The sequence below is a fragment of the Thermus sp. genome (assembly GCF_039793865.1).
In the GTDB taxonomy this organism is placed as follows: Bacteria; Deinococcota; Deinococci; order Deinococcales; family Thermaceae; genus Thermus.
On the sequence record NZ_JBAMMI010000022.1, the window covers coordinates 20,141 to 44,548 of the forward strand.

The 24,408-nt window shown below is 69.0% G+C and carries 23 protein-coding genes and 1 tRNA gene; 17 read left to right on the top strand and 7 right to left on the bottom strand.

Going from position 1 to position 24,408, the window contains the following annotated elements; translation table 11 throughout:
- Nucleotides 1-176: 176 nt before the first annotated feature.
- Genes ABJK26_RS02035 through ABJK26_RS02055 form a run of 5 tightly spaced genes read right to left on the bottom strand, consistent with a single transcriptional unit; the run spans nucleotide 177 to nucleotide 6,374 of the window.
- Entirely contained in the window at nucleotides 177-944 is a 768-nt protein-coding gene (locus tag ABJK26_RS02035) for an RNA methyltransferase (protein WP_347240575.1), read from the bottom strand.
- The gene (locus ABJK26_RS02040) at nucleotides 931-3,168 is read right to left on the bottom strand and encodes a GNAT family N-acetyltransferase (RefSeq protein ID WP_347240541.1); all 2,238 of its coding nucleotides are present in this window, start codon (nucleotides 3,166-3,168) and stop codon (nucleotides 931-933) included. The genes ABJK26_RS02035 and ABJK26_RS02040 overlap by 14 nt, the downstream gene beginning before the upstream one ends.
- Nucleotides 3,169-3,172: 4 nt before the next feature.
- Nucleotides 3,173-4,243: a DUF58 domain-containing protein gene (locus tag ABJK26_RS02045; protein WP_347240542.1), complete on the bottom strand. Its 1,071-nt coding sequence runs from the start codon at nucleotides 4,241-4,243 to the stop codon at nucleotides 3,173-3,175.
- On the bottom strand, nucleotides 4,244-5,158 hold the full coding sequence (locus ABJK26_RS02050) for a MoxR family ATPase (protein WP_347240543.1): 915 nt from the start codon (nucleotides 5,156-5,158) through the stop codon (nucleotides 4,244-4,246).
- Nucleotides 5,094-6,374, bottom strand: coding sequence for a DUF4129 domain-containing protein (locus tag ABJK26_RS02055; RefSeq protein WP_347240544.1), 1,281 nt, complete (start codon nucleotides 6,372-6,374; stop codon nucleotides 5,094-5,096). Before ABJK26_RS02055 ends, ABJK26_RS02050 begins: the two co-directional genes overlap by 65 nt.
- 200 nt (nucleotides 6,375-6,574) lie before the next feature.
- On the opposite strand from ABJK26_RS02055, the gene pgi reads away from it, so the two are divergent.
- The 11 genes from pgi to lysS all read left to right on the top strand — a co-directional run bounded on the left by pgi (nucleotide 6,575) and on the right by lysS (nucleotide 19,728).
- Complete coding sequence (gene pgi, locus ABJK26_RS02060; RefSeq protein WP_347240546.1) at nucleotides 6,575-7,840, top strand: glucose-6-phosphate isomerase; 1,266 nt, start codon at nucleotides 6,575-6,577, stop codon at nucleotides 7,838-7,840.
- 44 nt (nucleotides 7,841-7,884) lie between these two features.
- The gene (gene pckA, locus ABJK26_RS02065; protein WP_347240547.1) at nucleotides 7,885-9,474 is read left to right on the top strand and encodes a phosphoenolpyruvate carboxykinase (ATP); all 1,590 of its coding nucleotides are present in this window, start codon (nucleotides 7,885-7,887) and stop codon (nucleotides 9,472-9,474) included.
- Between the two features lie 204 nt (nucleotides 9,475-9,678).
- Complete coding sequence (locus ABJK26_RS02070) at nucleotides 9,679-11,496, top strand: heme o synthase (RefSeq protein WP_347240548.1); 1,818 nt, start codon at nucleotides 9,679-9,681, stop codon at nucleotides 11,494-11,496.
- Nucleotides 11,497-11,507: 11 nt separating this feature from the next.
- Nucleotides 11,508-12,521 carry a cytochrome c oxidase subunit II gene (gene coxB, locus ABJK26_RS02075; protein WP_347240549.1) on the top strand — a complete coding sequence of 338 codons (1,014 nt, stop codon included), beginning with the start codon at nucleotides 11,508-11,510 and terminating at the stop codon, nucleotides 12,519-12,521.
- Nucleotides 12,522-12,532: 11 nt separating this feature from the next.
- Nucleotides 12,533-14,908, top strand: a complete 2,376-nt coding sequence (gene ctaD, locus ABJK26_RS02080) for a cytochrome c oxidase subunit I (RefSeq protein ID WP_347240550.1) — start codon at nucleotides 12,533-12,535, stop codon at nucleotides 14,906-14,908.
- A gap of 57 nt (nucleotides 14,909-14,965) precedes the next feature.
- Nucleotides 14,966-15,667, top strand: coding sequence for a hypothetical protein (locus ABJK26_RS02085; protein ID WP_347240551.1), 702 nt, complete (start codon nucleotides 14,966-14,968; stop codon nucleotides 15,665-15,667).
- Between the two features lie 23 nt (nucleotides 15,668-15,690).
- Nucleotides 15,691-15,766, top strand: a tRNA-Lys gene (locus ABJK26_RS02090).
- A gap of 68 nt (nucleotides 15,767-15,834) precedes the next feature.
- A complete protein-coding gene (locus ABJK26_RS02095; RefSeq protein WP_347240552.1) occupies nucleotides 15,835-16,401 on the top strand; it encodes a UbiX family flavin prenyltransferase in 567 nt (188 codons plus the stop codon).
- Nucleotides 16,402-16,438: 37 nt separating this feature from the next.
- On the top strand, nucleotides 16,439-17,557 hold the full coding sequence (locus ABJK26_RS02100; protein WP_347240554.1) for an acyl-CoA dehydrogenase family protein: 1,119 nt from the start codon (nucleotides 16,439-16,441) through the stop codon (nucleotides 17,555-17,557).
- A 104-nt stretch (nucleotides 17,558-17,661) separates the two neighbouring features.
- Nucleotides 17,662-18,453 (top strand): isoprenyl transferase, encoded by a 792-nt coding sequence (locus tag ABJK26_RS02105; protein WP_347240556.1) that lies wholly within the window; start codon nucleotides 17,662-17,664, stop codon nucleotides 18,451-18,453.
- A 144-nt stretch (nucleotides 18,454-18,597) separates the two neighbouring features.
- Entirely contained in the window at nucleotides 18,598-19,728 is a 1,131-nt protein-coding gene (gene lysS / locus ABJK26_RS02110; RefSeq protein WP_347240558.1) for a homocitrate synthase, read from the top strand.
- A gap of 2 nt (nucleotides 19,729-19,730) precedes the next feature.
- Here the strand turns inward: lysS and ABJK26_RS02115 are convergent, their stop codons facing one another.
- Nucleotides 19,731-19,937 carry a type II toxin-antitoxin system HicA family toxin gene (locus ABJK26_RS02115; RefSeq protein ID WP_024119512.1) on the bottom strand — a complete coding sequence of 69 codons (207 nt, stop codon included), beginning with the start codon at nucleotides 19,935-19,937 and terminating at the stop codon, nucleotides 19,731-19,733.
- Nucleotides 19,927-20,154, bottom strand: a complete 228-nt coding sequence (locus ABJK26_RS02120) for a type II toxin-antitoxin system HicB family antitoxin (protein ID WP_347240559.1) — start codon at nucleotides 20,152-20,154, stop codon at nucleotides 19,927-19,929. Before ABJK26_RS02120 ends, ABJK26_RS02115 begins: the two co-directional genes overlap by 11 nt.
- 39 nt (nucleotides 20,155-20,193) lie before the next feature.
- Between ABJK26_RS02120 and ABJK26_RS02125 the strand changes: the two genes are divergently transcribed.
- From ABJK26_RS02125 to argC, 6 genes are read left to right on the top strand one after another with little or no spacing between them, the layout of a single operon-like run.
- The gene (locus ABJK26_RS02125; protein WP_347240561.1) at nucleotides 20,194-21,444 is read left to right on the top strand and encodes a 3-isopropylmalate dehydratase large subunit; all 1,251 of its coding nucleotides are present in this window, start codon (nucleotides 20,194-20,196) and stop codon (nucleotides 21,442-21,444) included.
- Entirely contained in the window at nucleotides 21,437-21,928 is a 492-nt protein-coding gene (locus tag ABJK26_RS02130; RefSeq protein WP_347240562.1) for a homoaconitate hydratase, read from the top strand. Before ABJK26_RS02125 ends, ABJK26_RS02130 begins: the two co-directional genes overlap by 8 nt.
- Before the next feature lie 9 nt (nucleotides 21,929-21,937).
- The gene (locus ABJK26_RS02135; protein ID WP_347240563.1) at nucleotides 21,938-22,252 is read left to right on the top strand and encodes a paraquat-inducible protein A; all 315 of its coding nucleotides are present in this window, start codon (nucleotides 21,938-21,940) and stop codon (nucleotides 22,250-22,252) included.
- On the top strand, nucleotides 22,246-22,410 hold the full coding sequence (lysW, locus tag ABJK26_RS02140) for a lysine biosynthesis protein LysW (protein WP_347240564.1): 165 nt from the start codon (nucleotides 22,246-22,248) through the stop codon (nucleotides 22,408-22,410). The genes ABJK26_RS02135 and lysW overlap by 7 nt, the downstream gene beginning before the upstream one ends.
- Before the next feature lie 60 nt (nucleotides 22,411-22,470).
- Nucleotides 22,471-23,316 carry a lysine biosynthesis protein LysX gene (lysX, locus tag ABJK26_RS02145; protein WP_347240565.1) on the top strand — a complete coding sequence of 282 codons (846 nt, stop codon included), beginning with the start codon at nucleotides 22,471-22,473 and terminating at the stop codon, nucleotides 23,314-23,316.
- Nucleotides 23,309-24,343 (top strand): N-acetyl-gamma-glutamyl-phosphate reductase, encoded by a 1,035-nt coding sequence (argC, locus tag ABJK26_RS02150; RefSeq protein WP_347240566.1) that lies wholly within the window; start codon nucleotides 23,309-23,311, stop codon nucleotides 24,341-24,343. The genes lysX and argC overlap by 8 nt, the downstream gene beginning before the upstream one ends.
- The last annotated feature ends 65 nt before the right edge of the window (nucleotides 24,344-24,408 follow it).

Consider the following 24,408-nt stretch of genomic DNA (forward strand, 5'->3'; position numbering starts at 1 on the left):
CCCTCTCCCTGTCAAGGGCTTGTGGTTTTGTCTCCGCAAGTCCTCAACGGCGATGTGGGCCTTCCTTGCTCCTCGCCAAACCGCTTTGCCAACCGTGGGACCTCCTTCTGGAGTCTTTTTACCCCAGCCTAGGGTCCCACATGTGTTGGTCCGGGTTCAGGGGGTTGAGGGGACCCTTATAAGGACCGCTGGCGCAGGGCCTCGTAGAGGAGGAGGGCGGCGGTCACGGAGACGTTGAGGCTGTCCGCCTGGCCCCGCATGGGGACGCGCACCCGGGCGTGGGCCCTGGCCAGCCATTCCGGAGGCAGGCCCTGGTCCTCCGCCCCGAGGAGGAAGGCCACCCCTTTCCGGTAGTCCTCCTCCCAGTAGACCCTTTCCCCTTGAGGGGTGGCGGCCACCAGGAGGAGGTCCTTTTCCAGAAGAAAGCGGGCCGCCTCTTCCTGGGGGACCGGAAAGACGGGGAGGGAGAAGACCACCCCCGTGGAGTTGCGGATGGCCTGGGGGCTATAGAGGTCCACTCCCTCGGCCACCAGAACCAAGTCCGCTCCGGCCCCATCGGCGCTCCGCAGGATGGCCCCCAGGTTGCCCGGCTTTTCCACCCCCAAAAGGACCAGGACCAGGGGCTTAGGGGGGAGCCGCACCTGGGAGAGGTCCTTCTTGGGGATGCGGAAGACCCCGAGGACCTGGGCCGGGTGCTCCCGGCTGGAGACCCGCGCCAGGGCCGCCTCCCCCAGGCGCACCACCTCGGCCTTCCCCGAGGGGAGTGCCTCCATGTCCGCCTTGGGCCCGAGAAGGAGGGCCACGGGCTCGAGCCCCGCTTCCAGGGCCCGCCCCACCTCCCGCCTGCCCTCCACCAGGAAAAGCCCGGTCCGCTCCCGCTCCTTCCGCTCCTTCAGGGCGGCCCAGGCCTTCACCCGCGGGTTCTTGGGGCTAGCGATCTCCACCAAGGGCCACCTCGTACCGGGCCACCCGCGGGCCCGAAAGGGCGAGCTCCAGCCGCTCCACCTGGGGGAACTCCTCCAGAAGCCGGGAGACCCGGAGGACAAGCTCCTGGTAGGCCTCGAGGTCCGCCCGCCCCTCCAGGGGCTTGAGGAGCTCCCTCGCGTCCCCTTCCGTGAGGGGGGTGAGGCGGAGGCCCAGGGCCTGGTCCCCCAGGGGGGTGGGGAGGAGGAGGGTGAGGACGGGACCGAAGAGGGGGTGGGGGGCGGCGTGGAGCTTGAGGTAAAGCCCCTCCCCCTCCCCCAAGGGCAGGCCGAAGGCCTGGAGGAGGGCCTTGGCCTCCTCGGGGCTTAGCGCCTTCTTCCCCTCAAGAAGCCTCCTCGCCTCCTCCAGCCTCAGGTCCTGGAAGTCGGGGAAGAGGAGGGGCTCCTCCCGCCACCGCCGGTAGGTCCAGGCCCGGGCCAGGGCGATGGCCGCCGACTCGGGGAAGCGGTAGAGGACCGCCTGCCCCAGGAGCCTGGCCCGGGGGCCGTCCTGGCCCATGAAGCAGGCGAGGAGGAGCTTCTCCGTCCTGGCCTCCCGCACAAGGCGGGCCACCTCCTCCTCCCGGGCGAAGCCCATGGGCACGTAGAGGAGGAAGACGCTCCCCGCCTCTCCCCCAAGGGCCTCCCCCAGGGCCTTCCTGAAGTCCTCCTCCCGGGCCTCCGAGCCCAGGTCCACGTGCTCCACCTCTAGGCCCCCTTCCCGCAGGGCCTCGAGGGCCAGGTTGGAGGGTCCTGAGGCGTTGGAGACGAGGCGCACCCGCCCGTTCTCCGGGAGGCGGCCCGAGGCGAGGAGGGCGGCCACGTCAAAGGCCTCCTCCAGGCCGCTTGCCCGCACCACCCCCGCCTGGGCGAAGAGGGCCCTGACCAGGGGGTCGCGGGAGGGGTGGACCGCCAGGATGGGCTTTTTCTTCCCGATCCGGCGGGCGAGGCGGGAGAAGCGCCGGGGGTTGCCGAAGCCCTCCAGGTAGAGGAGGATGACCCCGGTGCGCTCGTCCTCCTCCCAGAACTGCAGGAGGTCGTTGGAGGAGAGGTCCGCCTTGGCCCCCAAGGAGACGAAGCTGGAAACCCCGAGGCCCATGCCCTCGGCGTAGGCCATGACCGCCCGCCCCAGGGTGCCCGACTGGCTGGAGATGGCCAGGACCCCCTCCTTGGGCAAGGGGGCGAGGCCCGCCGCCAGGCGCACCCCGGGGTGGGTGTGGACGAGGCCCAAGGAGCCCGGGCCAAGAAGGCGCATCCCTAAGCGCCTCGCCTTCTCCGCCAGGGCCTGGGCCTCCTTCGGGGCGAAGCCCGTGGTGAGGACGATGGCCCCCCGTGCCCCCCGGCGCCCCGCGGCCTCGAGGGCCTCCAAGACCCGCTCCTTGGGCACCGCCACCACCACGAGGTCCACCGGCCCCGGCACCGCCTCGAGGCCCGGGTAGGCGAGGAGGGGCCCCACCGTGCCCCCCTCCTTGCCGATGGCCTCGTTCACCGGGAAGACCGGCCCCTGGAAGCGGCCGAAGATGAGGTTCTCCAGCACCCGGTAGCCGATGCTCTCCGGGTCGCGGCTCGCCCCCACCACCGCCACCCCCCGGGGGAAGAAGAAGGGGTGGAGGCTCGCCAGGGTGGAGACCTTCTCCCGCCACTCAAAGCGCTCCGCCGCCTTCTCCTCCATGAGGATCCCGAACTCCACCTCCACCTCCCCTCCTTCCCGGTGGGCCCGGACCTGGAAGCCGCTTTCCTGGAAGACGCTGAGCATCTGCTTGTTCTCCGCCAGGACGAAGGCCTGGAAGCGGCGCACCCCCCGCTTGGCGGCGAGGAGGGCGAGCCTCTCCAGAAGCAGGGTGCCGAGGCCCTTCCCCTGGTAGGCGTCCTCCACCAGGAAGGCCACCTCGGCGGTGTCCTCCTCCTTGACCCGAACGTACTCCCCCGTGGCCACGATCCTCGGGGGCTCCCCGGCGAGGACCACCAGGGTCACCTTCTCCTCCTCGGGCTTGGCGGAAAGGAGAAGCTCCGCCGCCTTTTCCGGGGAGATGGGGGAGAAGAAGCGCATGCGCAAGGAGGCCGGGGAAAGCCGCCTCAGGAACTCCACGAAGAGGGGGAGGTCCTTTTTGGTGGCCCGGCGGAGGAGGGCGGTGCGCCCGTCCTTGAGGAGGACGGGGCCCTCCTCGAGGCCGTGCTGGGGGGTGGGGGGCGGGACGTAGCCCATGCCCTCATTTTCCCCCAAAGGGCTCGTGCCCCCGCACCACCTTAAGCCGCACCCCGGCCGCCGCGAGGAGCCCCCGGTAGCGGAGGGCCCGCTCCAGGGCGGGGGGCTTGCCGTGGACGGGCCTTCCCCTCTCCCCGGGGAAGAGGAAGTAGCCCTCGGGGAGGAGGACCAAAAGCCCCTCCCGGGCGCGGCGCGCCCCCCTAAGCGCCGCCTTTAGGAAGGCCTCCTCCGCCGCCTGGGTCAGGAGGACGTAGGTGCTCCCCCAGGGGGCCGGGGGCGGGAGGAGGGGCGTGGGGCTTGGGGCGAGGCGGGCGAGAAGCTCCAGGGCCCGCCTCAGGTGGGCCTTCCCCCGGCCCAGGGGCAGGACCGCCCCGGCGGAAAGCCCGTACCGCTCCCCCCTCCTTTCCGCCTCCAGGAGGAGCCCGAGGGCGAGGCTTGCCGCGTGGTCCAGGTAGCTTGGGTGGAGGCTCTCTGCGTCCAGGTGGAGGAAGAGGCCGCCTTCCAGCCTCCTTTCCACCTCCCGCACCACGGGGCGCCCCAGGCGGAGGCTCGCCTTGCGGGCGAGGAGCCTCAAGGGGTCCCCGGGGCGGTAGGGGCGGAGGCCCACCGCCTCCAAGGGGTCGGGAAGCCCCCGGGGGGCCCGCCTCCCCTCCAGGAAGAAGGCGGGGGCGGGAAGGAGGGGGGGAAGGGGCCTTAGGGCGGGGTAGACCAGGGCCTCCCCCAGGGGAAGGGCGAGCCGCCTCTCCCCGAGGCCGAGGACCCCCCGCGCCCGGAGGTGGAGGGTGGGCAAGGCGTGCGCCCCCCGGCGGCGGTAGCGGTAGGGGAGGGAAAGGCCTAGCCTCGCCCTCCCCCAGGCGAGGGCCAGGACCTCCCTTGGGGAGAGGCCCAGGGCCGCCGAGCCCCCCACCTCCACCCGGAGGAGGACGGGGAGGGGGGCCTGGACCTCCACCTCCACCCGCCCCTCCCCCGTTCTCCCGGGAAAGCCCGGGGGGAACCCGTGGACCTGGGCCTTGGCCCGGAGCCAGCGAGGGGCCAAGGCCAGGGCGAGGAGAAGGAGGAGGGCGAGGGCGCCCATCTACCCCGCCTCCACGGGGGCCGGCACCGCCTCCAGGGCCTCCTCCACCAGGCCTTCCGGGGTGAGGCCGGAAAGCTCGGCCTCGAGGGCGAGCAAGAGCCGGTGGGGGATGGCGGCCCGGAAGGCGGCCTTCAGGTCCTCGGGCAGGGCGAAGCCCCGCCCTTCCAGGAGGGCCAGGGCCTGGGCCAGGCGCTCCACCTGGAGAAGCGCCCGGGGCGAGGGGCCAAGCCGCACCCCCTCCCGCTTTCGGAGGAAGCGGGCGAGGGCGAGGAGGTAGTCGGTGAGCTCCTCCTCCACCCGCACCCGCCGCGCCTCCCGCCTCAGGGCCAGGACCTCCTCGGCGTCCGTGGCCGGGGCCAGGCCCTCCAGGGGGTCTTGGGCCCTCAGGGCCTCTAGAAGGGCCTTCTCGTCGGGGTAGCCCAGGGCGAGCCGCGCGGCGAAGCGGTCCCGCTGGGCCACGGGGAGGGGAAAGGTGCCCTCCTCCTCCACGGGGTTCTGGGTGGCCAGGACGAAGAAGGGCTCGGGAAGGGGATGGGTTTTCCCCTCCAGGGTCACCTGCCCCTCCCCCATGGCCTCCAGGAGGGCCGACTGGGTGCGGGGGGTGGCCCGGTTCAGCTCGTCCACCAGGAGGACCTGGGCGAAAATGGGCCCCCGCTCCCAGACCAGGCTCCCCTCCCGGTAGAGGTAGACCCCGGTGAGGTCCTGGGGGAGGAGGTCCGGGGTCATCTGGATGCGGCCGAAGGAGAGGCCCAGGACCCGGGCCAGGGCCTTGGCGAAGGTGGTCTTCCCCGTGCCCGGCACGTCCTCCAGGAGGAGGTGCCCCCCGGAGAGGAGGGCGGCGAGGGCAAGCCTAAGGGTCTCCTCCCGGAGGAGGACCCGGCCCCTTAGGGCGCTTTGGACCCTTTCGTAGAGCATAGCTCGAGCATAGCTCCAGGATACGCAGGGCGAGGGCCTCCGCCTCCTCCGCTTCCTCCCTCTCGGCCCTCCCCCCGTAGCGCACGGGGAGGTAGAGGGCGGTGAGGCGGGCGAGGGGAGGATGGGCCTCGGGGAAGGCCGCCCCCACCCGCTTCCCGTACTCCACGGGGCCTTCGGCAGGTCGCCTGGGAAGCCCGGCCCCCCTTAGGGCCTCGAGGGCCTCCAGGTAGGCCCGGCGCACCCGGCTTGCGGGGAGGGGCCTTTGGAAAGCCCTAGGGGAGGCGGAAGCCGCTTCCTCGCCCTCCCCTTCTTCTCCTCCCCGCCCCCGCCACGTCCAGGCCAAGAGGGCGAGGAGGAGGGCCAGGGTGAAGAGGGCGGAAAGCCCCGCCAAGGCTACCCCCACCTCCCCCAGGGCCCTGGGCCCGGGTACCCTCTCCACGGGGCCCTGGGGTGGGGGCGAAGGCGGGGGAAGGCTTCCCCCTTGGCCTAAGGCCCCCTCCCCGCCCCCGAGGCTTCCCAGCAGGAAGAAGAGGCCGAGAAGGAGGGGCAGGGCGAGGAGGAGGGGGAGGAGGTGAAGGCCGCGAAAGGGGGGAAGGCCCCTTCTTTGGCCCAGGAGGAGCAGGCCGAGGGCCAGGAGAAAGACCAGGGCGAGGGGGAGGGCGTAGGCCAGGAGGCGGTCCACCACCCCCACCCAGAGGGGAAAGCCCCCTTCCGGGGGCAGGTAGACGGCGCTTCCCCCGGGCCCCCCGCTTTCCCCGGGGCTTGCCCGGAAGGGAAGCGGGGCGGGGGCGGGAAGCGGGGGCTCGGGGAGGCCCGGCAGGGAGAGGTGGCCGAGCCCGAACCCCAAAGCCCCGAGGAGAGGGGGAAGAAAGGGCCCGAGCGCCACCCCTTCCGCCCGGGCCAGGAGGTGGAACCCGTGGAGGAGGCCCAAGAGGCCGAGGCCCCAAGGCCCCAGGGAGAGGGCGAGGGGGAGGAGCCAAAGGGCGGCCCAGAGGCCCTTCTCCCGGCTTAGGTAGAGGCCGAAGAGGAGAAGGGCCAAGGAGGTCTTGGCCCAAAGGAGGGGCCAGCCCGCCTGGGGGGCGTGGAGGAAGCCCGGCAGGAAGGCGAGCCACAAGAACCCCTCCGGGTAAAACCTCCGCCCGAGGAGAAGAAGGGGAGGGCCGAGAAGGGCGGGAAGGCCGGTCCCCAGGGCCAGGAGGAGAAGGACCCAGCCCATGAGAAAGCCGACCCAAGAGCGCCCCATACGCTTTATCGGTCCACCGGCCCCGGTAAGCTCCCCAGGAGCCTTTTGCCGGGGCCCCATCCTGGCGCAAGCCAGGATGTGCCCTCCCTTCCGCCTGAGCGCCCGGAGGGGCATGGGCTAAGGCCTAGTTTCCTCCGATAGAGGAAGCTCCGCAAGGGTGTAAACTGCACTCCATGCTCCGCCTGGACACCCGCTTCCTCCAGGGCTTTCCCGAGGCCCTAAGCCAGCACGCCTCCCTTTTGGAAGAAGCCCGGGAGCGCCTCCTCGCCAAGCGCAAGACCCCCGGGAGCATGCTCGGCTGGATGGACCTCCCCGAGGACACGGAGACCCTGAGGGAGGTCCGCCGCTACCGCGAGGCGAACCCCTGGGTGGAGGACTTCGTCCTCGTCGGCATCGGGGGAAGCGCCCTCGGGCCCAAGGCCCTCGAGGCCGCCTTCCACGAGGGCGGGGTGCGCTTCCACTACCTGGACCACGTGGAGCCCGAGCCCGTCCTCAGGCTCCTCCGCGACCTGGACCCCGGGAAGACCCTGGTGAACGCCGTTTCCAAGTCGGGGTCCACGGCGGAGACCCTGGCGGGCCTCGCCGTCCTCCTGAAGTGGCTTAGGGCGCACCTGGGGGAGGCCTGGCGGCGGCACCTGGTGGTGACCACCGACCCCGAGGAGGGCCCCTTGCGGGCCTTCGCCGAGCGGGAGGGGCTCAAGGCCTTCGCCATTCCCAAGGAGGTGGGCGGGCGCTTCTCCGTCCTTTCCCCGGTGGGCCTTCTCCCCCTGGCCTTCGCCGGGGCCGACCTGGACGCCCTCCTCATGGGGGCCCGCAAGGCCAACGAGACCGCCTTGGCCCCCCTGGAGGAGAGCCTTCCCCTGAAGACCGCCCTCCTCCTCCACCTCCACCGCCACCTCCCCGTCCACGTCTTCATGGTCTACTCAGAGAGGCTCCGCCACCTCCCGAGCTGGTTCGTCCAGCTCCACGACGAGTCCTTGGGGAAGGTGGACCAGCGGGGCCAAAGGGTGGGCACCACGGCGGTCCCCGCCCTAGGGCCCCAGGACCAGCACGCCCAGGTCCAGCTCTTCCGCGAAGGCCCCCTGGACAAGCTCCTCGCCCTGGTCATCCCCGAAGCCCCCGTGGAGGACCTGGAGATCCCGGAGGTGGAGGGCCTTAAGGCCGCCTCCTACCTCTTCGGCAAGACCCTCTTCCGCCTCCTCCAAGCCGAGGCCGAGGCCACCTACCGGGCCCTGGCCGAGGCGGGGCAGAAGGTCTACGCCCTCTACCTCTCCGAGGTCTCCCCCTACGCCGTGGGCTGGCTCCTGCAGCACCTCATGTGGCAGACCGCCTTCCTGGGGGAGCTTTGGGGGGTGAACGCCTTTGACCAGCCCGGGGTGGAGCTGGGCAAGCGCCTCACCTTCGCCCTGCTGGGCCGCCCCGGATATGGGGAAGGCTAAATGGAAGCGTGGAAGTCCCTTATAATGGGCGGGAGGAGGCCCGTATGGACCGCCTGAGCCATCTGGGTATAACGCCGAGAAAGCAGGTTTTCTGGAACACCGCCTCTCCCATCCTGGTGGAGCACACCCTGGCCCGGGGAGAGGGCTTCCTGGCCCATAAGGGGCCCTTGGTGGTGGACACCACCCCCTACACGGGGAGAAGCCCCAAGGACAAGTTCGTGGTGCGGGAGCCCGAGGTGGAAGGGGAGATCTGGTGGGGCGAGGTGAACCAGCCCTTTTCCCCGGAGGGCTTTGAGGCCCTCTACCAGCGGGTGGCCCAGTACCTTTCCGAGCGGGACCTTTACGTCCAGGACCTTTACGCCGGGGCGGACCGGCGCTACCGGCTGGGGGTGCGGGTGGTGACGGAAAGCCCCTGGCACGCCCTCTTCGCCCGCAACATGTTCCTCCCGCCCCGCCGCTTCGGGGCGGAGGACGAGGTGGAGGCCTTCGTCCCCGGCTTCACCGTGGTCCACGCCCCCTACTTCCAGGCGGACCCCGAGCGGGACGGCACGAGGAGCGAGGTCTTCGTGGGGATAAGCTTCCAAAGAAGGCTCGTCCTCATCGTGGGCACCAAGTACGCCGGGGAGATCAAGAAGAGCGTCTTCACCGTCATGAACTACCTCATGCCCAAGCAGGGGGTCTTCCCCATGCACGCCTCGGCCAACGTGGGGAAGGAAGGGGACGTAGCGGTCTTCTTCGGCCTCTCCGGCACCGGCAAGACCACCCTCTCCACCGACCCGGACCGCCCCCTCATCGGCGACGACGAGCACGGCTGGAGCGAGGAGGGGGTCTTCAACTTTGAGGGGGGGTGCTACGCCAAGGTGATCCGCCTCTCCCCGGAGCACGAGCCCCTCATCTACCGGGCCTCCAATCAGTTTGAAGCTATCCTGGAAAACGTGGTGGTGAACCCGGAAAGCCGCCGGGTGGAGTGGGACGACGACTCCAAGACGGAAAACACCCGCTCCTCCTACCCCATCGCCCACCTGGAGAACGTGGTGGAGTCGGGGATGGCGGGCCACCCCCGGGCCATCTTCTTCCTCTCCGCCGACGCCTACGGGGTCCTGCCCCCCATCGCCCGCCTCTCCCCGGAACAGGCCATGTACTACTTCCTCTCGGGCTACACCGCCCGGGTGGCGGGGACGGAGCGGGGCGTCACCGAGCCCAAGGCCACCTTCTCCGCCTGCTTCGGGGCGCCCTTCCTCCCCCTGCACCCCGGGGTGTACGCCGGGATGCTGGGGGAAAAGATCAGGAGGCATGGCCCCAGGGTCTACCTGGTGAACACGGGCTGGACCGGGGGGCCCTACGGGGTGGGGCGCCGCTTCCCCTTGCCCGTGACCCGGGCCCTCCTCAAGGCGGCCCTTACCGGGGCCTTGGAGGGGGTGGCCTACCGCAAGGACCCGGTGTTCGGGTTTGAGGTGCCCCTCGAGGCCCCCGGGGTGCCCCGGGAGCTTTTGGACCCCAGGGAGACCTGGGCGGACAAGGAGGCCTACGACCGCCAGGCGCAAAGGCTCGCGGCGCTTTTCCAGGAAAACTTCCAAAAGTACGCCGATGGGGTTTCGGAGGCCGTGCGCCGGGCGGGCCCCCGGGTAGGGTAAAGGCCAAGCGCCCACGCCCGGATTCCGAAGCGATGGCCTGTGCCCCGGGGCGGGGTGGGTTCCAAGCCGGGTGGGCCTTGCCAAATAGGGGCCAGGGGTATTAGGCTCCTAGCTGGTGGAAGTGGAAAGGACAAATGTACTTTACCTCCCTTTGGGCTCCTCTGCCATAATGATGAGCGTTACCGTCTGGGGGACGGGGTTTCTATGAGCCAGACCTCGCTTAGCCGCTACGCCTGGGGGGTGCTCTTTTGGAACGCCCTGGTGGCCCTTTGGGGGGCCTATGTGCGGGCCACCGGTTCGGGCGCCGGGTGCGGAGCCCACTGGCCCACCTGCAACGGGGAGGTGATTCCCCGCGCGCCCCAGGTGGAGACGCTCATTGAGTTCGCCCACCGGGCCACCTCGGGGCTCGCCTTCCTCTCGGTGCTGAGCCTCTTCCTCCTGGCCCGGCGTTTCCTTCCCCGGGCGCATCCGGCCCGCCTGGGGGCGGGGCTTGCCCTCCTCCTCATGGTCACCGAGAGCCTGGTGGGGGCCTCCCTGGTCCTCTTCGGCTGGACGGCCCACAACGTGAGCCCCGAGCGGGCCGTGGTCCAGATGGTCCACCTGGCCAACACCTACTTCCTCCTGGCCGCCCTCGCCCTCACCGCCTGGTGGGCCTCCGGAGGGGCCCCCTTGCGCCTAAGGGGGCAGGGGGCGGTGGGGCTTGCCCTTCTCCTCGGCCTCTTCGCCCTCCTCTTTCTGGGGATGAGCGGGGCGGTAACCGCTTTGGGCGACCTCCTCTTCCCGGTGCGGAACACCCTCGAGGCCCTGGAGCGCTCCCTGACCCCTGGGGAGCACTTCCTGGTGCGCCTCAGGGTCCTCCACCCCTTGATCGCCGTGAGCGTGGGGCTTTACGTGGTCTTCGCCGGGTATCTGGTGGCCCACCTGCGCCCTTCGCCCCTCACCCGGCGCCTGGCCCACGCCCTGGCCTACCTCTACGGGGCGCAGCTTCTGGCGGGGCTGGTGAACGTAGCCCTCAAGGCTCCGGTCTTCATGCAGATCCTCCACCTCCTCCTGGCCTACGCCATCTGGCTCCTCTTCGTCTTCCTAGCCGCCTCCGCCCTGGAGCGGGGGGCGAGGCGGGTGGAGCTCGGCGAAGGGGGGGCGGAGGTTCACCGGGGGACCGGGGGGGCCACCTGGCGGGACTACCTCGCCCTCACCAAGCCCCGGGTGGTGAGCCTCCTCCTCTTCACCGCCCTTTTCGCCATGTTCATCGCCGCCCGGGGCTGGCCGGGCCTAAAGCTCTTCCTGGTGGTGGCCCTGGGAGGGTACATGATGGCGGGGGCGGCCAACGCCATCAACATGGTGGTGGACCGGGACATTGACGCCCGCATGAGGCGGACCGCCAATAGGCCCACGGTGACCCAGCGGGTCTCCAGCCGGGATGCCCTCCTCTTTGCCCTCGCCCTCGCCTTCTTGGGGTTTATCGTCCTCTGGTGGGGAGCGAACCTCCTCGCCGCCACCCTAGCCCTCATGGGCCTCATCTGGTACGTGCTGGTCTACACCCTCTACCTCAAGCGGCGCACCTGGCACAACATCGTCATCGGCGGGGCGGCGGGGGCCTTCCCGCCCCTGGTGGGCTTTGCCGCGGTGACCGGGGACCTCAACCTCTTCGCCTGGTACCTCTTCGCCCTCATCTTCTTCTGGACCCCGGTGCACTTCTGGGCCCTGGCCCTCATGATCCAGGACGACTACCGGGCGGTGGGGGTGCCGATGCTCCCCGTGGTCCTGGGGGAGCGGGTCACGGTGATGCAGATCGCCCTCTACGCCCTCCTCACCGCCCTCATCTCCCTCATGCCCTTGGCCTTGGGGGAGCTCGGCCTTCTGTACCTGGTGGCGAGCCTCTTCCTCAACAGCCTGCTTATCTTTAAGAGCCTTGTCCTCTACCGCCAGCCCGAGCGCAGGACGGCGGTTTCGCTGTATAAATACTCCATGCTCTACCTGGCCCTCCTCTTCGTGGCCATGGCGGTGGATCGGGCGGTATAGGGAGGGAGTGGATGAAGAGAGGTCTTGCGGCGCTTAGTCTTTGGGGTTTGGCCCTGGCCCAGGAGGCCCACCGGGTGGCCATCACTCACCCGGGCGGCTCCTACAACCAGGAGGTGGCCTTCCTCTACCCCTGGGTCTACTTCTTCTCCTTCCTGATCTTCCTGGTGGTGGCCGGGTCCTTGGCGTACGTCACCTGGAAGTTCCGGGCCAAGCCTGGGGACGAGGGGGAGCCCCCGCAGGCCCACGGGAACGACCGCCTCGAGGTGGTCTGGACCCTGATCCCCCTGGCCATCATCCTGGTCCTCTTCGGCCTCACGGCCAAGGCCCTCATCCAGGTGAACCGGCCCATCCCCGGGGCCCTTAAGGTGGAGGTCACGGGCTACCAGTTCTGGTGGGACTTTAACTACCCCGAGCTCGGCTTTAGGAACTCCAACGAGCTCATCCTCCCCGCCGGGGTGCCCGTGGAGCTGGAGATCACCTCCAAGGACGTGATCCACTCCTTCTGGGTGCCGGGCCTCGCCGGGAAGCGGGACGCCATTCCGGGACAAAAGACTCTTCTCCACTTCACCCCCGAGGAGCCCGGCAACTACTACGGCTTCTGCGCCGAGCTCTGCGGGCCGAGCCACGCCCGCATGCTCTTCCGGGTCCTGGTGGTGCCCAAGGAGGAGTTTGAGCGCTTCGTGGCGGCGGCCAAGGCCTACACCCCCCCGGTGGCCGACGCCATGGGGCAACAGGTCTTCCAGCAGAACTGCGCCGCCTGCCACAGCGTGGCCCGGAGCATGCCCCCCGCGGTCATCGGGCCCGAGCTTGGGCTTTGGGGCAACCGCACGAGCCTGGGCGCCGGGATCGTGGAGAACACCCCGGAAAACCTCAAGGCCTGGATCAAAAACCCTGAGGGGATGAAGCCCGGGGCGAAGATGCCCGGCTTCCCCCAGCTCTCCGAGGAGGACCTAAACGCTTTGGTGCGCTACCTCGAGGGCCTGAAGGTGGAGGGCGTGGACTTCAAGGCCCTCCCCAAGTTCTAGGAGGTTAGGAGATGGCCATCGCCACCAAGCCAAAGACCGGTTTTTGGGCGGTCCTCTGGGACCTGCTCACCACGGTGGACCACAAGAAGATCGGCCTCATGTACACGGCCACGGCCTTCTTCGCCTTCGCCCTGGCGGGGGTCTTCTCCCTCCTCATCCGCACCCAGCTGGCCGTGCCCAACAACCACTTCCTCACCGGGGAGCAGTACAACCAGGTCCTCACCCTGCACGGGGCCACCATGCTCTTCTTCTTCATCATCCAGGCCGGGCTCACGGGCTTCGGCAACTTCGTGGTGCCCCTGATGCTGGGGGCGAGGGACGTGGCCCTCCCCCGGGTGAACGCCTTCAGCTACTGGGCCTTCCTCGGGGCCATTCTCCTCGCCCTCATGAGCTTCTTCTTCCCCGGCGGGGCCCCCAGCGTGGGCTGGACCTTCTACTACCCCTTCTCCGCCCAGTCGGGGAGCGGGGTGAGCTTCTACCTGGCGGCCATCCTCCTCCTCGGCTTCTCCAGCCTCCTCGGCAACGCCAACTTCGTCGCCACCATCTACAACCTAAGGGCCCAGGGGATGAGCCTGTGGAAGATGCCCATCTACGTCTGGAGCGTCTTCGCCGCCAGCGTCCTCAACCTCTTCAGCCTGGCCGGGCTCACCTCGGCGAGCCTCCTCGTCCTCCTGGACCGGAAGATCGGCCTCACCTGGTTCAACCCGGAAATCGGGGGAGACCCCGTCCTCTTCCAGCAGTTCTTCTGGTTCTACTCCCACCCCACGGTCTACGTGATGCTCCTGCCCTACCTGGGCATCCTGGCTGAGGTGGCCTCCACCTTCGCCAAAAAGCCCCTCTTCGGCTACCGGCAGATGGTCTGGGCCCAGATGGGCATCGTGGTCCTGGGCACCATGGTCTGGGCCCACCACATGTTCACCGTGGGGGAGAGCACCCTCTTCCAGATCGCCTTCGCCTTCTTCACCGCCCTCATCGCCGTGCCCACGGGGGTGAAGCTCTTCAACATCATCGGCACCCTCTGGGGTGGGAAGCTCCAGATGAAGACCCCCCTCTACTGGGTGCTGGGCTTCGTCTTCAACTTCCTCCTCGGGGGCATCACCGGGGTCATGCTCTCCATGACCCCCTTGGATTACCAGTTCCACGACTCCTACTTCGTGGTGGCCCACTTCCACAACGTCCTCATGGCGGGGTCGGCCTTCGGGGCCTTCGCCGGGCTTTACTACTGGTGGCCCAAGATGACGGGCCGGATGTACGACGAGAGGCTGGGCCGCCTCCACTTCTGGCTCTTCCTGGTGGGCTACCTCGTCACCTTCCTGCCCCAGTACGCCCTGGGCTACCTGGGCATGCCCCGGCGCTACTACACCTACAACGCCGACCTCGTCGGCTGGGCCGAGCTCAACCTCCTCTCCACCCTCGGGGCCTTCATCCTGGGCCTGGGCGGGTTGGTCTGGATCTACACCATGTGGAAGAGCCTCCGCTCCGGGGAGAAGGCCCCGGCCAACCCCTGGGGCGGCTACACCCTGGAGTGGCTCACGGACTCCCCGCCCAAGGCCCACAACTTTGACGTGCAGCTTCCCACCGAGTTCCCCTCCGAAAGGCCCCTCTACGACTGGAAGAAGAAGGGGGTGGAGCTTAAGCCCGAGGACCCGGGCCACATCCACCTGCCCAACAGCTCCTTCTGGCCCTTCTACTCCGCGGCCACCCTCTTCGCCTTCTTCGTGAGCGTAGCCGCCCTCCCGGTGCCCAACGTCTGGATGGGGCTCTTCCTCGCCCTCTTCGCCTACGGCCTCGTGCGCTGGGCCCTGGAGGACGAGTACAGCCACCCCGTGGAGCACCACACCGCCACCGGCAAGTCCAACGCCTGGATGGGGATGGCCTGGTTCATCGTCTCGGAGGTGGGCCTCTTCGCCATCCTCATCGCGGGCTACCTCTACCTCCGGCTCTCCGGGGCGGCCCAGCCCCCTGAGGAGCGGCCCGCCCTGTGGCTCGCCCTTCTCAACACATTCTTCCTGGTGAGCTCCTCCTTCACCGTGCACTTCGCCCACCACGACCTCAGGCGGGGCCGCTTCAACCCCTTCCGGTTCGGCCTTTTGGTCACCATCCTCCTCGGCGTCCTCTTCTTCCTCTTCCAGGCCTGGGAGTTCTACCAGTTCCACCACCACTCCTCCTGGCAGGAGAACCTCTGGACGGCGGCCTTCTTCACCATCGTGGGCCTCCACGGCCTGCACGTGGTGATCGGGGGCTTCGGCCTCGTCCTCGCCTACCTCCAGGCCCTCCGGGGCAAGATCACCCTGCACCACCACGGCACCCTCGAGGCCGCCAGCATGTACTGGCACCTGGTGGACGCCGTCTGGCTCTTCATCGTCACCCTCTTCTACATCTGGTAGGCCCAAAGGCTACCTGGCCCCTGCCTTCTGGCAGGGACCTTTGCTATGTAAAAGGAGATGCGGCTTTTGGTGGTGGACTTTGACTACTTCTTCCCCGTGCCCCAAGACCCCAAGGACCCCTTGGCCCCCCTCTTCGCCTGGGCCCACTTTGAGACCCCCTACTACCTCCTCGAGGCCTGGGAGGAAAGGGCCCTAGCCTTCCTTCTCCGGGGCCTTCCCCTTCCTGGGGCCCAGGGGTGGCGGGGCTTTTGGGGGCGCTTCGCCTTCGCCAAGGGGGCGGTGCTCTACTACGCCGACAGCAACGCCCTCGCCTTCCATCCCGAGGTGCGGCAGGGGGTGGAGGAGGTGGTCCTTTTTGACGCCCACCACGACGCCGGCTACCGCCCCTTGGGGGAGGTCCCGGCCTGCGACGACTGGATGGTCTTCTACCACCGCCTGGGGGCGCGGCTTCGGGTCTACTATCCCTCCTGGCGGGACCCCTCCTTGGAGCCCGAGCCCAAGGTGCCCGTGGCCCGGGAGGTGGACTCTGGGGGGAAGCTTCCGGGGGAGTTCCACCGGGTCTTCCTCTGCCGGAGCGGGGCCTGGGTCCCCCCTTGGGCTGACCCGGACTTCTTCGCCTTCCTGGAGGAGGCGCCCCTGCCCAGGGTGGCCCTGGAGCCCTTGGGGCCGAGGCCTTTGGACCTCGAGGCCCTGAGGCGGCGGGCGGGGGAGGAGGCCTTGGGGCTTTTCATCATGGAAAGCTTGCGCAGGCCCTTTTAGCCCCCTATAATCGGGAAGGCTTTGGGCCGTTAGCTCAGCTGGCAGAGCAACCGACTTTTAATCGGTAGGTCGCAGGTTCGAATCCTGCACGGCCCACCATCCTCGCCCCCTCCAGCTTCCCGGCCGGAGGGGGTTTCGCCCAGGGGTGAGGGCTTAGGATGGAGGGCATGGCGGAGCCTATGCGGGTGGTGGTGGGGCTTTCGGGAGCGAGCGGCATGCCCTACGCCCTGGACCTCTTGGACGCCCTAAGGGGGGTGGCCGAGGTGCACCTGGTGATCTCTCAGGGGGCCAAAAGGGTGCTCTGGGAGGAAATGGGCCTAAGCCCCAAGGACCTCCACGCCCTGGCCCACCGGGTCTACAAGGACCAGGACCTGGGCGCCCCCATCGCCTCGGGCTCCTTCCCCACCCGGGGGATGGTGGTCGTCCCTTGCTCCGCCACCACCTTGGCCAAGGTGGCCTATGGCCTCGCCGACACCCTCCTCACCCGGGCGGCCTACGTCCACCTGAAGGAGCGCCGCCCCCTGGTTCTCGTCCTGAGGGAGACCCCTCTGCCCCTCCCCACCTTAAGGGCCATGGTCCAGGCGGCGGAGGCCGGGGCCACCATCCTCCCGGCCAGCCCCGGCTTCTACCACCGCCCCAAGGAGGTGGGGGACCTCCTCGGCTTCCTCACCCAGCGCATCCTGGACCACCTGGGGCTTCCCGGGAAGCGCGCCCCCCGGTGGGGAGAAACGTGACGCTTTTTTGCCGACCCGCGATGTTACGATAGGGAGGATGACCCTCACCCAGGAGCAACGGCTGGTTCTGGACGCGGTGCGCCGGGTGGCCCGGGAGGTCCTCTACCCCCTCGCCCCCGAGTACGACCGGAAGGCCGAGTACCCCTGGCCCCAGCTCAAGGCCCTGGCCGAGCTCGGCCTCCTCGGCATGACCACCCCGGAGGAGTGGGGCGGGGTGGGCCTAGACTCCGTGACCTGGGCCCTGGCCCTGGAGGAGCTCGCCGCCGCCGACCCCAGCGTGGCCGTCATCGTCTCCGTGACCAGCGGCCTTCCCCAGTACATGCTTCTCCGCTTCGGCACCGAGGCGCAAAAAAGGCGCTACCTGGTGCCCCTCGCCCGGGGGGAGTGGATCGGGGCCTTCTGCCTCACCGAGCCCCAGGCGGGCTCCGATGCCAAGAGCCTCCGCGCCGAGGCGCGGCGGGTCAAGGGCGGGTTCGTGCTGAACGGGGTCAAGAGCTGGATCACCTCCGCCGGGCAGGCCCACCTCTACGTGGTCCTGGCCCGCACGGAAAGGGGAATCAGCGCCTTTTTGGTGGAGAAGGACACCCCCGGGCTTTCCTTCGGCCGCCCCGAGGAGAAGATGGGCCTCCACGCGGCCCACACCGCCGAGGTGCGGCTGGAAGGGGTCTTCGTCCCCGAGGAGAACCTTCTTGGGGAGGAGGGGCGGGGCCTGGCCTATGCCCTTGCGGGCCTGGACTCGGGGCGGGTGGGGGTGGCGGCCCAGGCCGTGGGCATCGCCCGGGGGGCCTACGAGATCGCCAAGGCCTACGCCGAGGAGAGGGAGCAGTTCGGGAAGAAGCTTAGAGAGCACCAGGCCATCGCCTTCAAGATCGCCGACATGCACGTGAAGATCGCCGCCGCCCGGGCCCTGGTCCTCGAGGCCGCGAGGAAGAAGGACCAAGGGGAGCGGTTCACCCTCGAGGCCAGCGCCGCTAAGCTCTTCGCAAGCCAAGTGGCGGTGGAGGTGACCCGGGAGGCGGTCCAGGTCCTGGGAGGCTATGGCTACCACCGGGACTACCGGGTGGAGCGGTACTACCGGGACGCCAAGGTGACGGAGATCTACGAGGGCACCTCGGAGATCCAGCGCCTGGTCATCGCCCGCGAGCTCTACCGCTAGGGCCACCCCGCCCTGGCCCAACCCCGCGCGGGGGCCCCGAAGGGGCTTGGCCCTGGGGCGCGCGGCTTCCCTTTCTCATCCTTTGGCCTTAGGTTGGGGGAAGCATGCTCCGCCGCCTCCTTTCCCTCTCCCGCCCCCTCTACTGGCTCTACGAAAGGCGCCTCCTCAAGGAGGTGCGGAAGGGCCCCATGCCCCGCCACCTCGGCCTCATCCTGGACGGGAACCGCCGCTACGCTCGGGCCCTCGGGCTTTCCCCCACCCAGGGGCACGAGTTCGGGGTGCAGAAGGCCTACGAGGTCCTGGAGTGGTGCCTGGAGATGGGCATCAAGACCGTGACCGTCTGGGTCTTCTCCACCGACAACTTCCGGCGCCCCCCGGGGGAGGTGGAGACCCTCATGCGCCTTTTCGTGCGGGAGGCGGAACGGATGGCCGAGGACCACCGCATCCTGGAGCACCAGGTGCAGGTGCGGGTCATCGGGAGGCGAGAGGGGTTTTCCGAGGAGGTGCTGAGGGCCCTGGAGCGCCTGGAGGAGCGCACCCGAAGCCACCGGGGCATGGTCCTCAACATCGCCCTGGGCTACGGGGGGCGGGAGGAGATCGTGGACGCGGTGAAGCGGCTTCTTCTGGAGGCGGAGGCGAAGGGGCTCTCCCCGAAAGCGGTGGCGGAGGGCCTCACCCCGGAGGCCATCGCCGAAAGGCTCTACACCGCGGGCCTCCCCGATCCCGACTTCATCATCCGCACCTCCGGGGAGATCCGGCTTTCCGGGTTCCTCCTCTGGCAGTCCGCCTACTCCGAGTTCTACTTCGCCGACGTCCTCTGGCCCGAGTTCCGCAAGATTGACTTCCTCAGGGCCCTGAGGAGCTACCAGGCCCGCGAGAGGCGGTTTGGGCGTTGACAAAAGGAGGGTTTTCGTATACCCTTACGGGCAAGATGCCGGCCCGCGAGAAAAAACTCGGCCGCCGGGGGGTAGGGTAGCCCCTAGAGGGTTCTTCCATCCCCCGGCCCGAGTTCGGGCCGGTTTTCTTTTGGGGAGGGGCGCATGCGGGAATGGAGGATCATAGACTCCACGCTTCGGGAAGGGGAGCAGTTTGAAAGGGCCCACTTCACCACCCAGGACAAGGTGGAGATCGCCAAGGCCCTGGACGCCTTCGGCATTGAGTACATCGAGGTCACCACCCCCGTGGCCTCGCCCCAGTCCCGCAAGGACGCCGAGGTCCTGGCCTCCTTGGGCCTCAAGGCCAAGGTGGTGACCCACATCCAGACCCGCCTGGACGCGGCCAAGGTGGCGGTGGAAACCGGGGTCCAGGGGATTGACCTCCTCTTCGGCACGAGCAAGTACCTGCGGGCGGCCCACGGCCGGGACATCCCCCGGATCATAGAGGAGGCCAAGGAGGTGATCCAGTTCATCCGCGAGGCCGCCCCCCACGTGGAGGTGCGCTTCTCCGCCGAGGACACCTTCCGCTCCGATGAGCACGACCTTTTGGCCATCTACCAGGCCATCGCCCCCTACGTGGACCGGGTGGGCCTGGCGGACACCGTGGGCATCGCCACGCCCCGGCAGGTCTACGCCTTGGTGCGGGAGGTGCGGCGGGTGGTGGGGCCCAGCGTGGACATAGAGTTCCACGGCCACAACGACACGGGATGCGCCATCGCCAACGCCTATGAGGCCATTGAGGCCGGGGCCACCCACGTGGACACCACCATCCTGGGGATCGGGGAGCGGAACGGCATCACCCCCTTAGGGGGCTTCCTCGCCCGCATGTACACCCTCCAGCCCGAGTACGTGCAAAGGAAGTACAAGCTGGAGATGCTCCCCGAGCTGGACCGGATGGTGGCGAGGATGGTGGGGGTGGAGATCCCCTTCAACAACTACATCACCGGGGAGACCGCCTTCAGCCACAAGGCGGGGATGCACCTGAAGGCCATTTACCTGAACCCCGAGGCCTACGAGCCCTACCCGCCCGAGGTCTTCGGGGTGAAGCGGAAGCTCATCATCGCCTCGAGGCTCACCGGGCGGCACGCCATCAAGGCGCGGGCGGAGGAGCTCGGCCTCCACTACGGGGAGGAGGAGCTTGCCCGCATCACCCAGCACATCAAGGCCCTGGCCGACCGGGGCCAGCTCACCCTGGAGAAGCTGGACCGGATCCTCAGGGAGTGGATCACGGCGTGAGGCTAGAGGTTCCGGAACTCCTCCTCGGTGAGGCCGATGTCCTTGAGAATGCCTAGGAAAGTGCCTTTCTTAAGCTCCTTGCGGTGGAAGGGGACCACGGTGCGCCGCCCGTCGGGGTGTAGGAAGACGCGGTGGCTACCTTTTCCCCCGGCCTCTTCAAAACCCAAGCGCTTCAGCTTGCGCACCACTTCTTCGGGTCTAGGCGGCATTTACCTGGACTTCCACCCACTCCTCGTCGGGTTCGGGGATGGGGAGGTTTCTGGCCCGAAGGGCTTCCAACATGGCCTCGAGGGCTTCCCGGACGTTTTGGATGGCCTCTTCCCGCGTGTCCCCGTCCGAGCGCACCCCGGGTACCGCAGGGACCTCGGCAAGCCAAACCCCGGGCTCCTCGGGATCAGGGTAAACCCGGATCCAATACCGGCCCATAGCCGCATTATAGGCAATGGAAGGTAAGGGGGGACGAAGATGCCCCAAACCTTAGCGGAAAAGATCCTCTCCCACAAGGCGGGAAGGCCCGTGGGGGCGGGGGAGCTCGTGGTGGTGGAGGTGGACCAGGTGATGGTGGTGGACTCCATCGCCGGGAGCTTCTTCAAGCGCCTGGAGTACCTAGGGGCCACCCCCCGCTACCCGGAAAGGGTCTCCATCGTGATAGACCACGTGGCCCCGGCGGCGAACCTCGAGGTGGCCAAGGCGCAGAAGGAGATAAGGGAGTGGGGCAGGCGGCACGGCATCCGGGTCTTTGACGTGGGGAGGGGGGTGTGCCACCAGGTCCTCGTGGAGGAGGGGCTGGCCCAGCCGGGCTGGGTGGTGGTGGGCTCGGACAGCCACTCCACCACCTACGGGGCGGTGGGGGCCTTCGGCACGGGGATGGGGGCCACGGACATCGCCTTGGCGGCGGCCAGCGGGCGCACCTGGTTTAGGGTCCCCGAGAGCGTGAAGGTGGTCTTCCGGGGAAGGCTCCCCAAGGGGGTCACGGCCAAGGACGCCGCCCTGGAGATGGTCCGCCTCCTCACCGCCGAGGGGGCCACCTACATGGCGGTGGAGATCCACCTCCTGGACGGGGCGGAAGCCCTCACGCGGGGCGAGCGCATGACCCTCGCCAACCTCACCGTGGAGGCGGGGGCTAAGGCGGGGCTCGTGGTGCCCTCTGGGGAGATCCTGGAGATGTACCGGGTGCCCGAGTGGCTCTACCCCGACCCGGACGCCCGCTACGCAAAAGAGGTGGAGATTGACCTTTCCGCCCTCACCCCCAGGGTCTCCGTGCCCTTTTACGTGGACAACGTCCACGAGGTGGCCGAGGTCAAGGGCAAGCGGGTGGACCAGGTCTTCATCGGCACCTGCACCAACGGCCGCATAGAGGACCTCCGGGCGGCGGCGGAGGTGCTTAAGGGAAGAAAGGTCGCCCCTTGGGTGCGCCTCCTCGTGGTCCCCGCAAGCTCCCAGGTCCTGGAGGAGGCGGCCAAGGACGGCACCCTCCTCACCCTCCTCGAGGCCGGGGCCACCCTCGGCACCCCGGGGTGCGGCCCCTGCATGGGGCGGCACATGGGGGTCTTGGCCCCGGGGGAGGTGTGCGTCTCCACCTCCAACCGCAACTTCCGCGGGCGCATGGGGGCCCCGGACGCGGAGATCTACCTGGCGAGCCCCCGCGTGGCCGCGGCGAGCGCCGTGGCGGGCTACCTCACCACCCCCGAGGAGCTGGAGGAGGCCCATGCCTAGGGTTTGGAAGTTCGGCGACCAGATCAACACCGACGACATCCTTCCCGGCAAGTACGCCCCCTTCATGGTGGGGGAGGACCGCTTCCACCTCTACGCCTTCGCCCACCTGCGCCCCGGCTTCGCCGAGGAGGTGCGCCCCGGGGATATTCTCGTCTTCGGGCGGAACGCCGGGCTCGGCTCCAGCCGCGAGTACGCCCCCGAGGCCCTGAAGCGGCTCGGCATCCGGGCCGTCATCGCCAAGAGCTACGCCCGCATCTTCTTCCGCAACCTGGTGAACCTGGGGATCGTCCCCTTTGAGTCGGAGGAGGTGGTGGATGCGCTAGAGGACGGCGACCTGGTGGAGCTGGACCTGGAAAGGGGGGTGCTTTACCGGGGGGAGGAGCGCTTCCAGCTCCGTCCCCCGCCCCCCTTCCTCCTGGAGGCGCTCAAGGAGGGCTCCCTCCTGGACTACTACAAGAAGCACGGGCGCTTCCCGGGGGAGTAGACTCTAGTCATGGAGGACCTAGAGATCGTCTGTCCGGTGTGCGGCGAGGCCAGCGTGGTGCTTTCCGAGGACCTGGAAACCCTGGAGGTGGGGGACGTGCTGGAGTGCGAGGCCTGCGGGGCCTTCCTGGAGGTGGTCTCCCTGGACCCCCTGGAGGTGGAGGTGACCGAGGAGGGCCTCGAGGGCTTCTTCGTGGACTGCCCCCGTTGCGGCTACACCCTGGAGGTTTCCGAGAAGGAGCAGGGCCAGGAGGTGGAGTGCCCGGAGTGCGGCTTCCGCTTCCTGCCTGACTGGAGCGAAGTGGAGGAGGACGAGGAATGGTAGGGACCTGCCCTGAGTGCGGCGCGGAGCTAAGGCTTGAGAACCCGGAGCTTGGCGAGCTCGTGGTCTGCGAGGACTGCGGCGCGGAACTTGAGGTGGTGGGGCTTGATCCCTTGAGGCTCGAGGCCGCCCCCGAGGAGGCGGAGGACTGGGGGGAGTGATTCCCCGCCGGGCCGCGTGAGGGCCCCCAGGCCGGCCTGGGGGCCTCTTCGGGAGGTGAGATGCTGGCCATCCTCTACGACCGCGTCCGCCCCGACGAGCGGATGCTCTTTGAGCGGGCCGAGGCCCTGGGGATCCCCTTTAGAAAGGTCTACGTCCCCGCCCTCTCCATGGTCTTAGGGGAGAGGCCCGAGGCCCTTGAGGGGGTCACGGTGGCCCTGGAAAGGTGCGTGAGCCAAAGCCGGGGCCTCGCCGCCGCCCGCTACCTCACCGCCCTCGGCATCCCCGTGGTGAACCGCCCCGAGGTCATGGAGGTCTGCGGGGACAAGTGGGCTACCAGCGTGGCCTTGGCCCGGGCGGGCCTCCCCCAGCCCAAGACCGCCTTGGCCACGGACCGGGAGGAGGCCTTGAGGCTCATGGAGGCCTTCGGCTACCCCGTGGTGCTGAAGCCGGTGATCGGCAGCTGGGGCCGCCTCCTCGCCAAGGTCACGGACCGGGCCGCGGCGGAGGCCCTTCTGGAGCACAAGGAGGTCCTGGGAGGGTTCCAGCACCAGCTCTTTTACCTCCAGGAGTACGTGGAGAAGCCCGGGCGGGACATCAGGGTCTTCGTGGTGGGGAAGAGGGCCATCGCCGCCATCTACCGCAAGAGCGCCCACTGGATCACCAACACCGCCCGGGGGGGAGAGGCGGAGAACTGCCCCCTCACCCAGGAGATGGCCCGGCTTGCCGTGGGGGCGGCGGAGGCCGTGGGGGGCGGGGTGGTGGCCGTGGACCTCCTGGAGTCGGAGCGGGGGCTATTGGTCAACGAGGTGAACCACACCATGGAGTTCAAGAACTCCGTGCACACCACCGGGGTGGACATCCCGGGGGAGATCCTTAGGTACGCCTGGGAGGTGGCCCGTGGATAGGAAGACCCTCTCCATCGTGGGGGCCTCGGGGTACGCCGGGGGGGAGTTCCTGAGGCTCGCCCTTTCCCACCCCTACCTGGAGGTGAAGCAGGTGACCTCGAGGCGCTTCGCCGGCGAGCCCGTCCACTTCGTCCACCCCAACCTCCGAGGACGCACGAACCTCAAGTTCGTCCCCCCGGAGAAGTTGGAGCCCGCGGACATCCTGGTCCTGGCCCTGCCCCACGGGGTCTTCGCCCGGGAGTTTGACCGCTACAGCGCCCTCGCCCCGGTGCTTATAGACCTCTCCGCGGACTTCCGCCTGAAGGACCCCGAGCTTTACCGCAGGTACTACGGGGAGCACCCCCGGCCCGACCTCCTCGGCCGCTTCGTCTACGCCGTGCCCGAGCTCTACCGCGAGGCCCTAAAGGGGGCGGACTGGATCGCCGGGGCCGGGTGCAACGCCACGGCCACCCTCCTCGGCCTCTACCCCCTCCTCAGGGCCGGGGTCTTGAAGCCCACCCCCATCTTCGTCACCCTCCTCATCTCCACCTCGGCAGGGGGGGCCGAGGCGAGCCCGGCGAGCCACCACCCCGAACGGGCCGGGTCCCTCCGGGTCTACAAGCCCACGGGCCACCGCCACACCGCCGAGGTGGTGGAGAACCTCCCGGGCCGCCCCGAGGTCCACCTCACCGCCATCGCCACCGACCGGGTGCGGGGCATCCTCATGACCGCCCAGTGCTTCCTCCAGGACGGCTGGAGCGAAAGGGACGTGTGGCAGGCCTACCGGGAGGCCTACGCCGGAGAGCCCTTCGTCCGCCTCGTCAAGCAGAAGAAGGGCATTCACCGCTACCCCGACCCCCGGTTCGTCCAGGGCACCAACTACGCCGACATCGGCTTTGAGCTGGAGGAGGACACGGGGAGGCTCGTGGTCATGACGGCCATTGACAACCTGGTGAAGGGCACCGCGGGCCACGCCCTCCAGGCCCTAAACCTCCGCATGGGCTGGCCCGAGACCCTGGGGCTGGACTTCCCCGGGCTTCACCCCTAGGGCCACCCCATGCTGGGGGGCCCCGGACGTGGGAGGTGAGCTTGTGATCGTGGTCAAGGTGGGAG

Bases quoted from the DNA above. Each gene is read 5' to 3' on its own strand.
- ABJK26_RS02085 (WP_347240551.1), top strand. From the start codon at position 14,966: ATGCGGCTTTTGGTGGTGGACTTTGACTACTTCTTCCCCGTGCCCCAA.
- ABJK26_RS02115 (WP_024119512.1), bottom strand. From the start codon at position 19,937: ATGCCGCCTAGACCCGAAGAAGTGGTGCGCAAGCTGAAGCGCTTGGGT.
- ABJK26_RS02135 (WP_347240563.1), top strand. From the start codon at position 21,938: ATGGAGGACCTAGAGATCGTCTGTCCGGTGTGCGGCGAGGCCAGCGTG.
- ABJK26_RS02105 (WP_347240556.1), top strand. From the start codon at position 17,662: ATGCTCCGCCGCCTCCTTTCCCTCTCCCGCCCCCTCTACTGGCTCTAC.
- ctaD (WP_347240550.1), top strand. From the start codon at position 12,533: ATGGCCATCGCCACCAAGCCAAAGACCGGTTTTTGGGCGGTCCTCTGG.
- ABJK26_RS02125 (WP_347240561.1), top strand. From the start codon at position 20,194: ATGCCCCAAACCTTAGCGGAAAAGATCCTCTCCCACAAGGCGGGAAGG.
- lysS (WP_347240558.1), top strand. From the start codon at position 18,598: ATGCGGGAATGGAGGATCATAGACTCCACGCTTCGGGAAGGGGAGCAG.
- pckA (WP_347240547.1), top strand. From the start codon at position 7,885: ATGGACCGCCTGAGCCATCTGGGTATAACGCCGAGAAAGCAGGTTTTC.
- ABJK26_RS02055 (WP_347240544.1), bottom strand. From the start codon at position 6,374: ATGGGCTGGGTCCTTCTCCTCCTGGCCCTGGGGACCGGCCTTCCCGCC.
- ABJK26_RS02100 (WP_347240554.1), top strand. From the start codon at position 16,439: ATGACCCTCACCCAGGAGCAACGGCTGGTTCTGGACGCGGTGCGCCGG.
- ABJK26_RS02120 (WP_347240559.1), bottom strand. From the start codon at position 20,154: ATGGGCCGGTATTGGATCCGGGTTTACCCTGATCCCGAGGAGCCCGGG.
- ABJK26_RS02095 (WP_347240552.1), top strand. From the start codon at position 15,835: ATGGCGGAGCCTATGCGGGTGGTGGTGGGGCTTTCGGGAGCGAGCGGC.
- lysX (WP_347240565.1), top strand. From the start codon at position 22,471: ATGCTGGCCATCCTCTACGACCGCGTCCGCCCCGACGAGCGGATGCTC.
- ABJK26_RS02130 (WP_347240562.1), top strand. From the start codon at position 21,437: ATGCCTAGGGTTTGGAAGTTCGGCGACCAGATCAACACCGACGACATC.
- coxB (WP_347240549.1), top strand. From the start codon at position 11,508: ATGAAGAGAGGTCTTGCGGCGCTTAGTCTTTGGGGTTTGGCCCTGGCC.
- ABJK26_RS02040 (WP_347240541.1), bottom strand. From the start codon at position 3,168: ATGGGCTACGTCCCGCCCCCCACCCCCCAGCACGGCCTCGAGGAGGGC.
- ABJK26_RS02070 (WP_347240548.1), top strand. From the start codon at position 9,679: ATGAGCCAGACCTCGCTTAGCCGCTACGCCTGGGGGGTGCTCTTTTGG.
- ABJK26_RS02045 (WP_347240542.1), bottom strand. From the start codon at position 4,243: ATGGGCGCCCTCGCCCTCCTCCTTCTCCTCGCCCTGGCCTTGGCCCCT.
- ABJK26_RS02050 (WP_347240543.1), bottom strand. From the start codon at position 5,158: ATGCTCTACGAAAGGGTCCAAAGCGCCCTAAGGGGCCGGGTCCTCCTC.
- pgi (WP_347240546.1), top strand. From the start codon at position 6,575: ATGCTCCGCCTGGACACCCGCTTCCTCCAGGGCTTTCCCGAGGCCCTA.
- lysW (WP_347240564.1), top strand. From the start codon at position 22,246: ATGGTAGGGACCTGCCCTGAGTGCGGCGCGGAGCTAAGGCTTGAGAAC.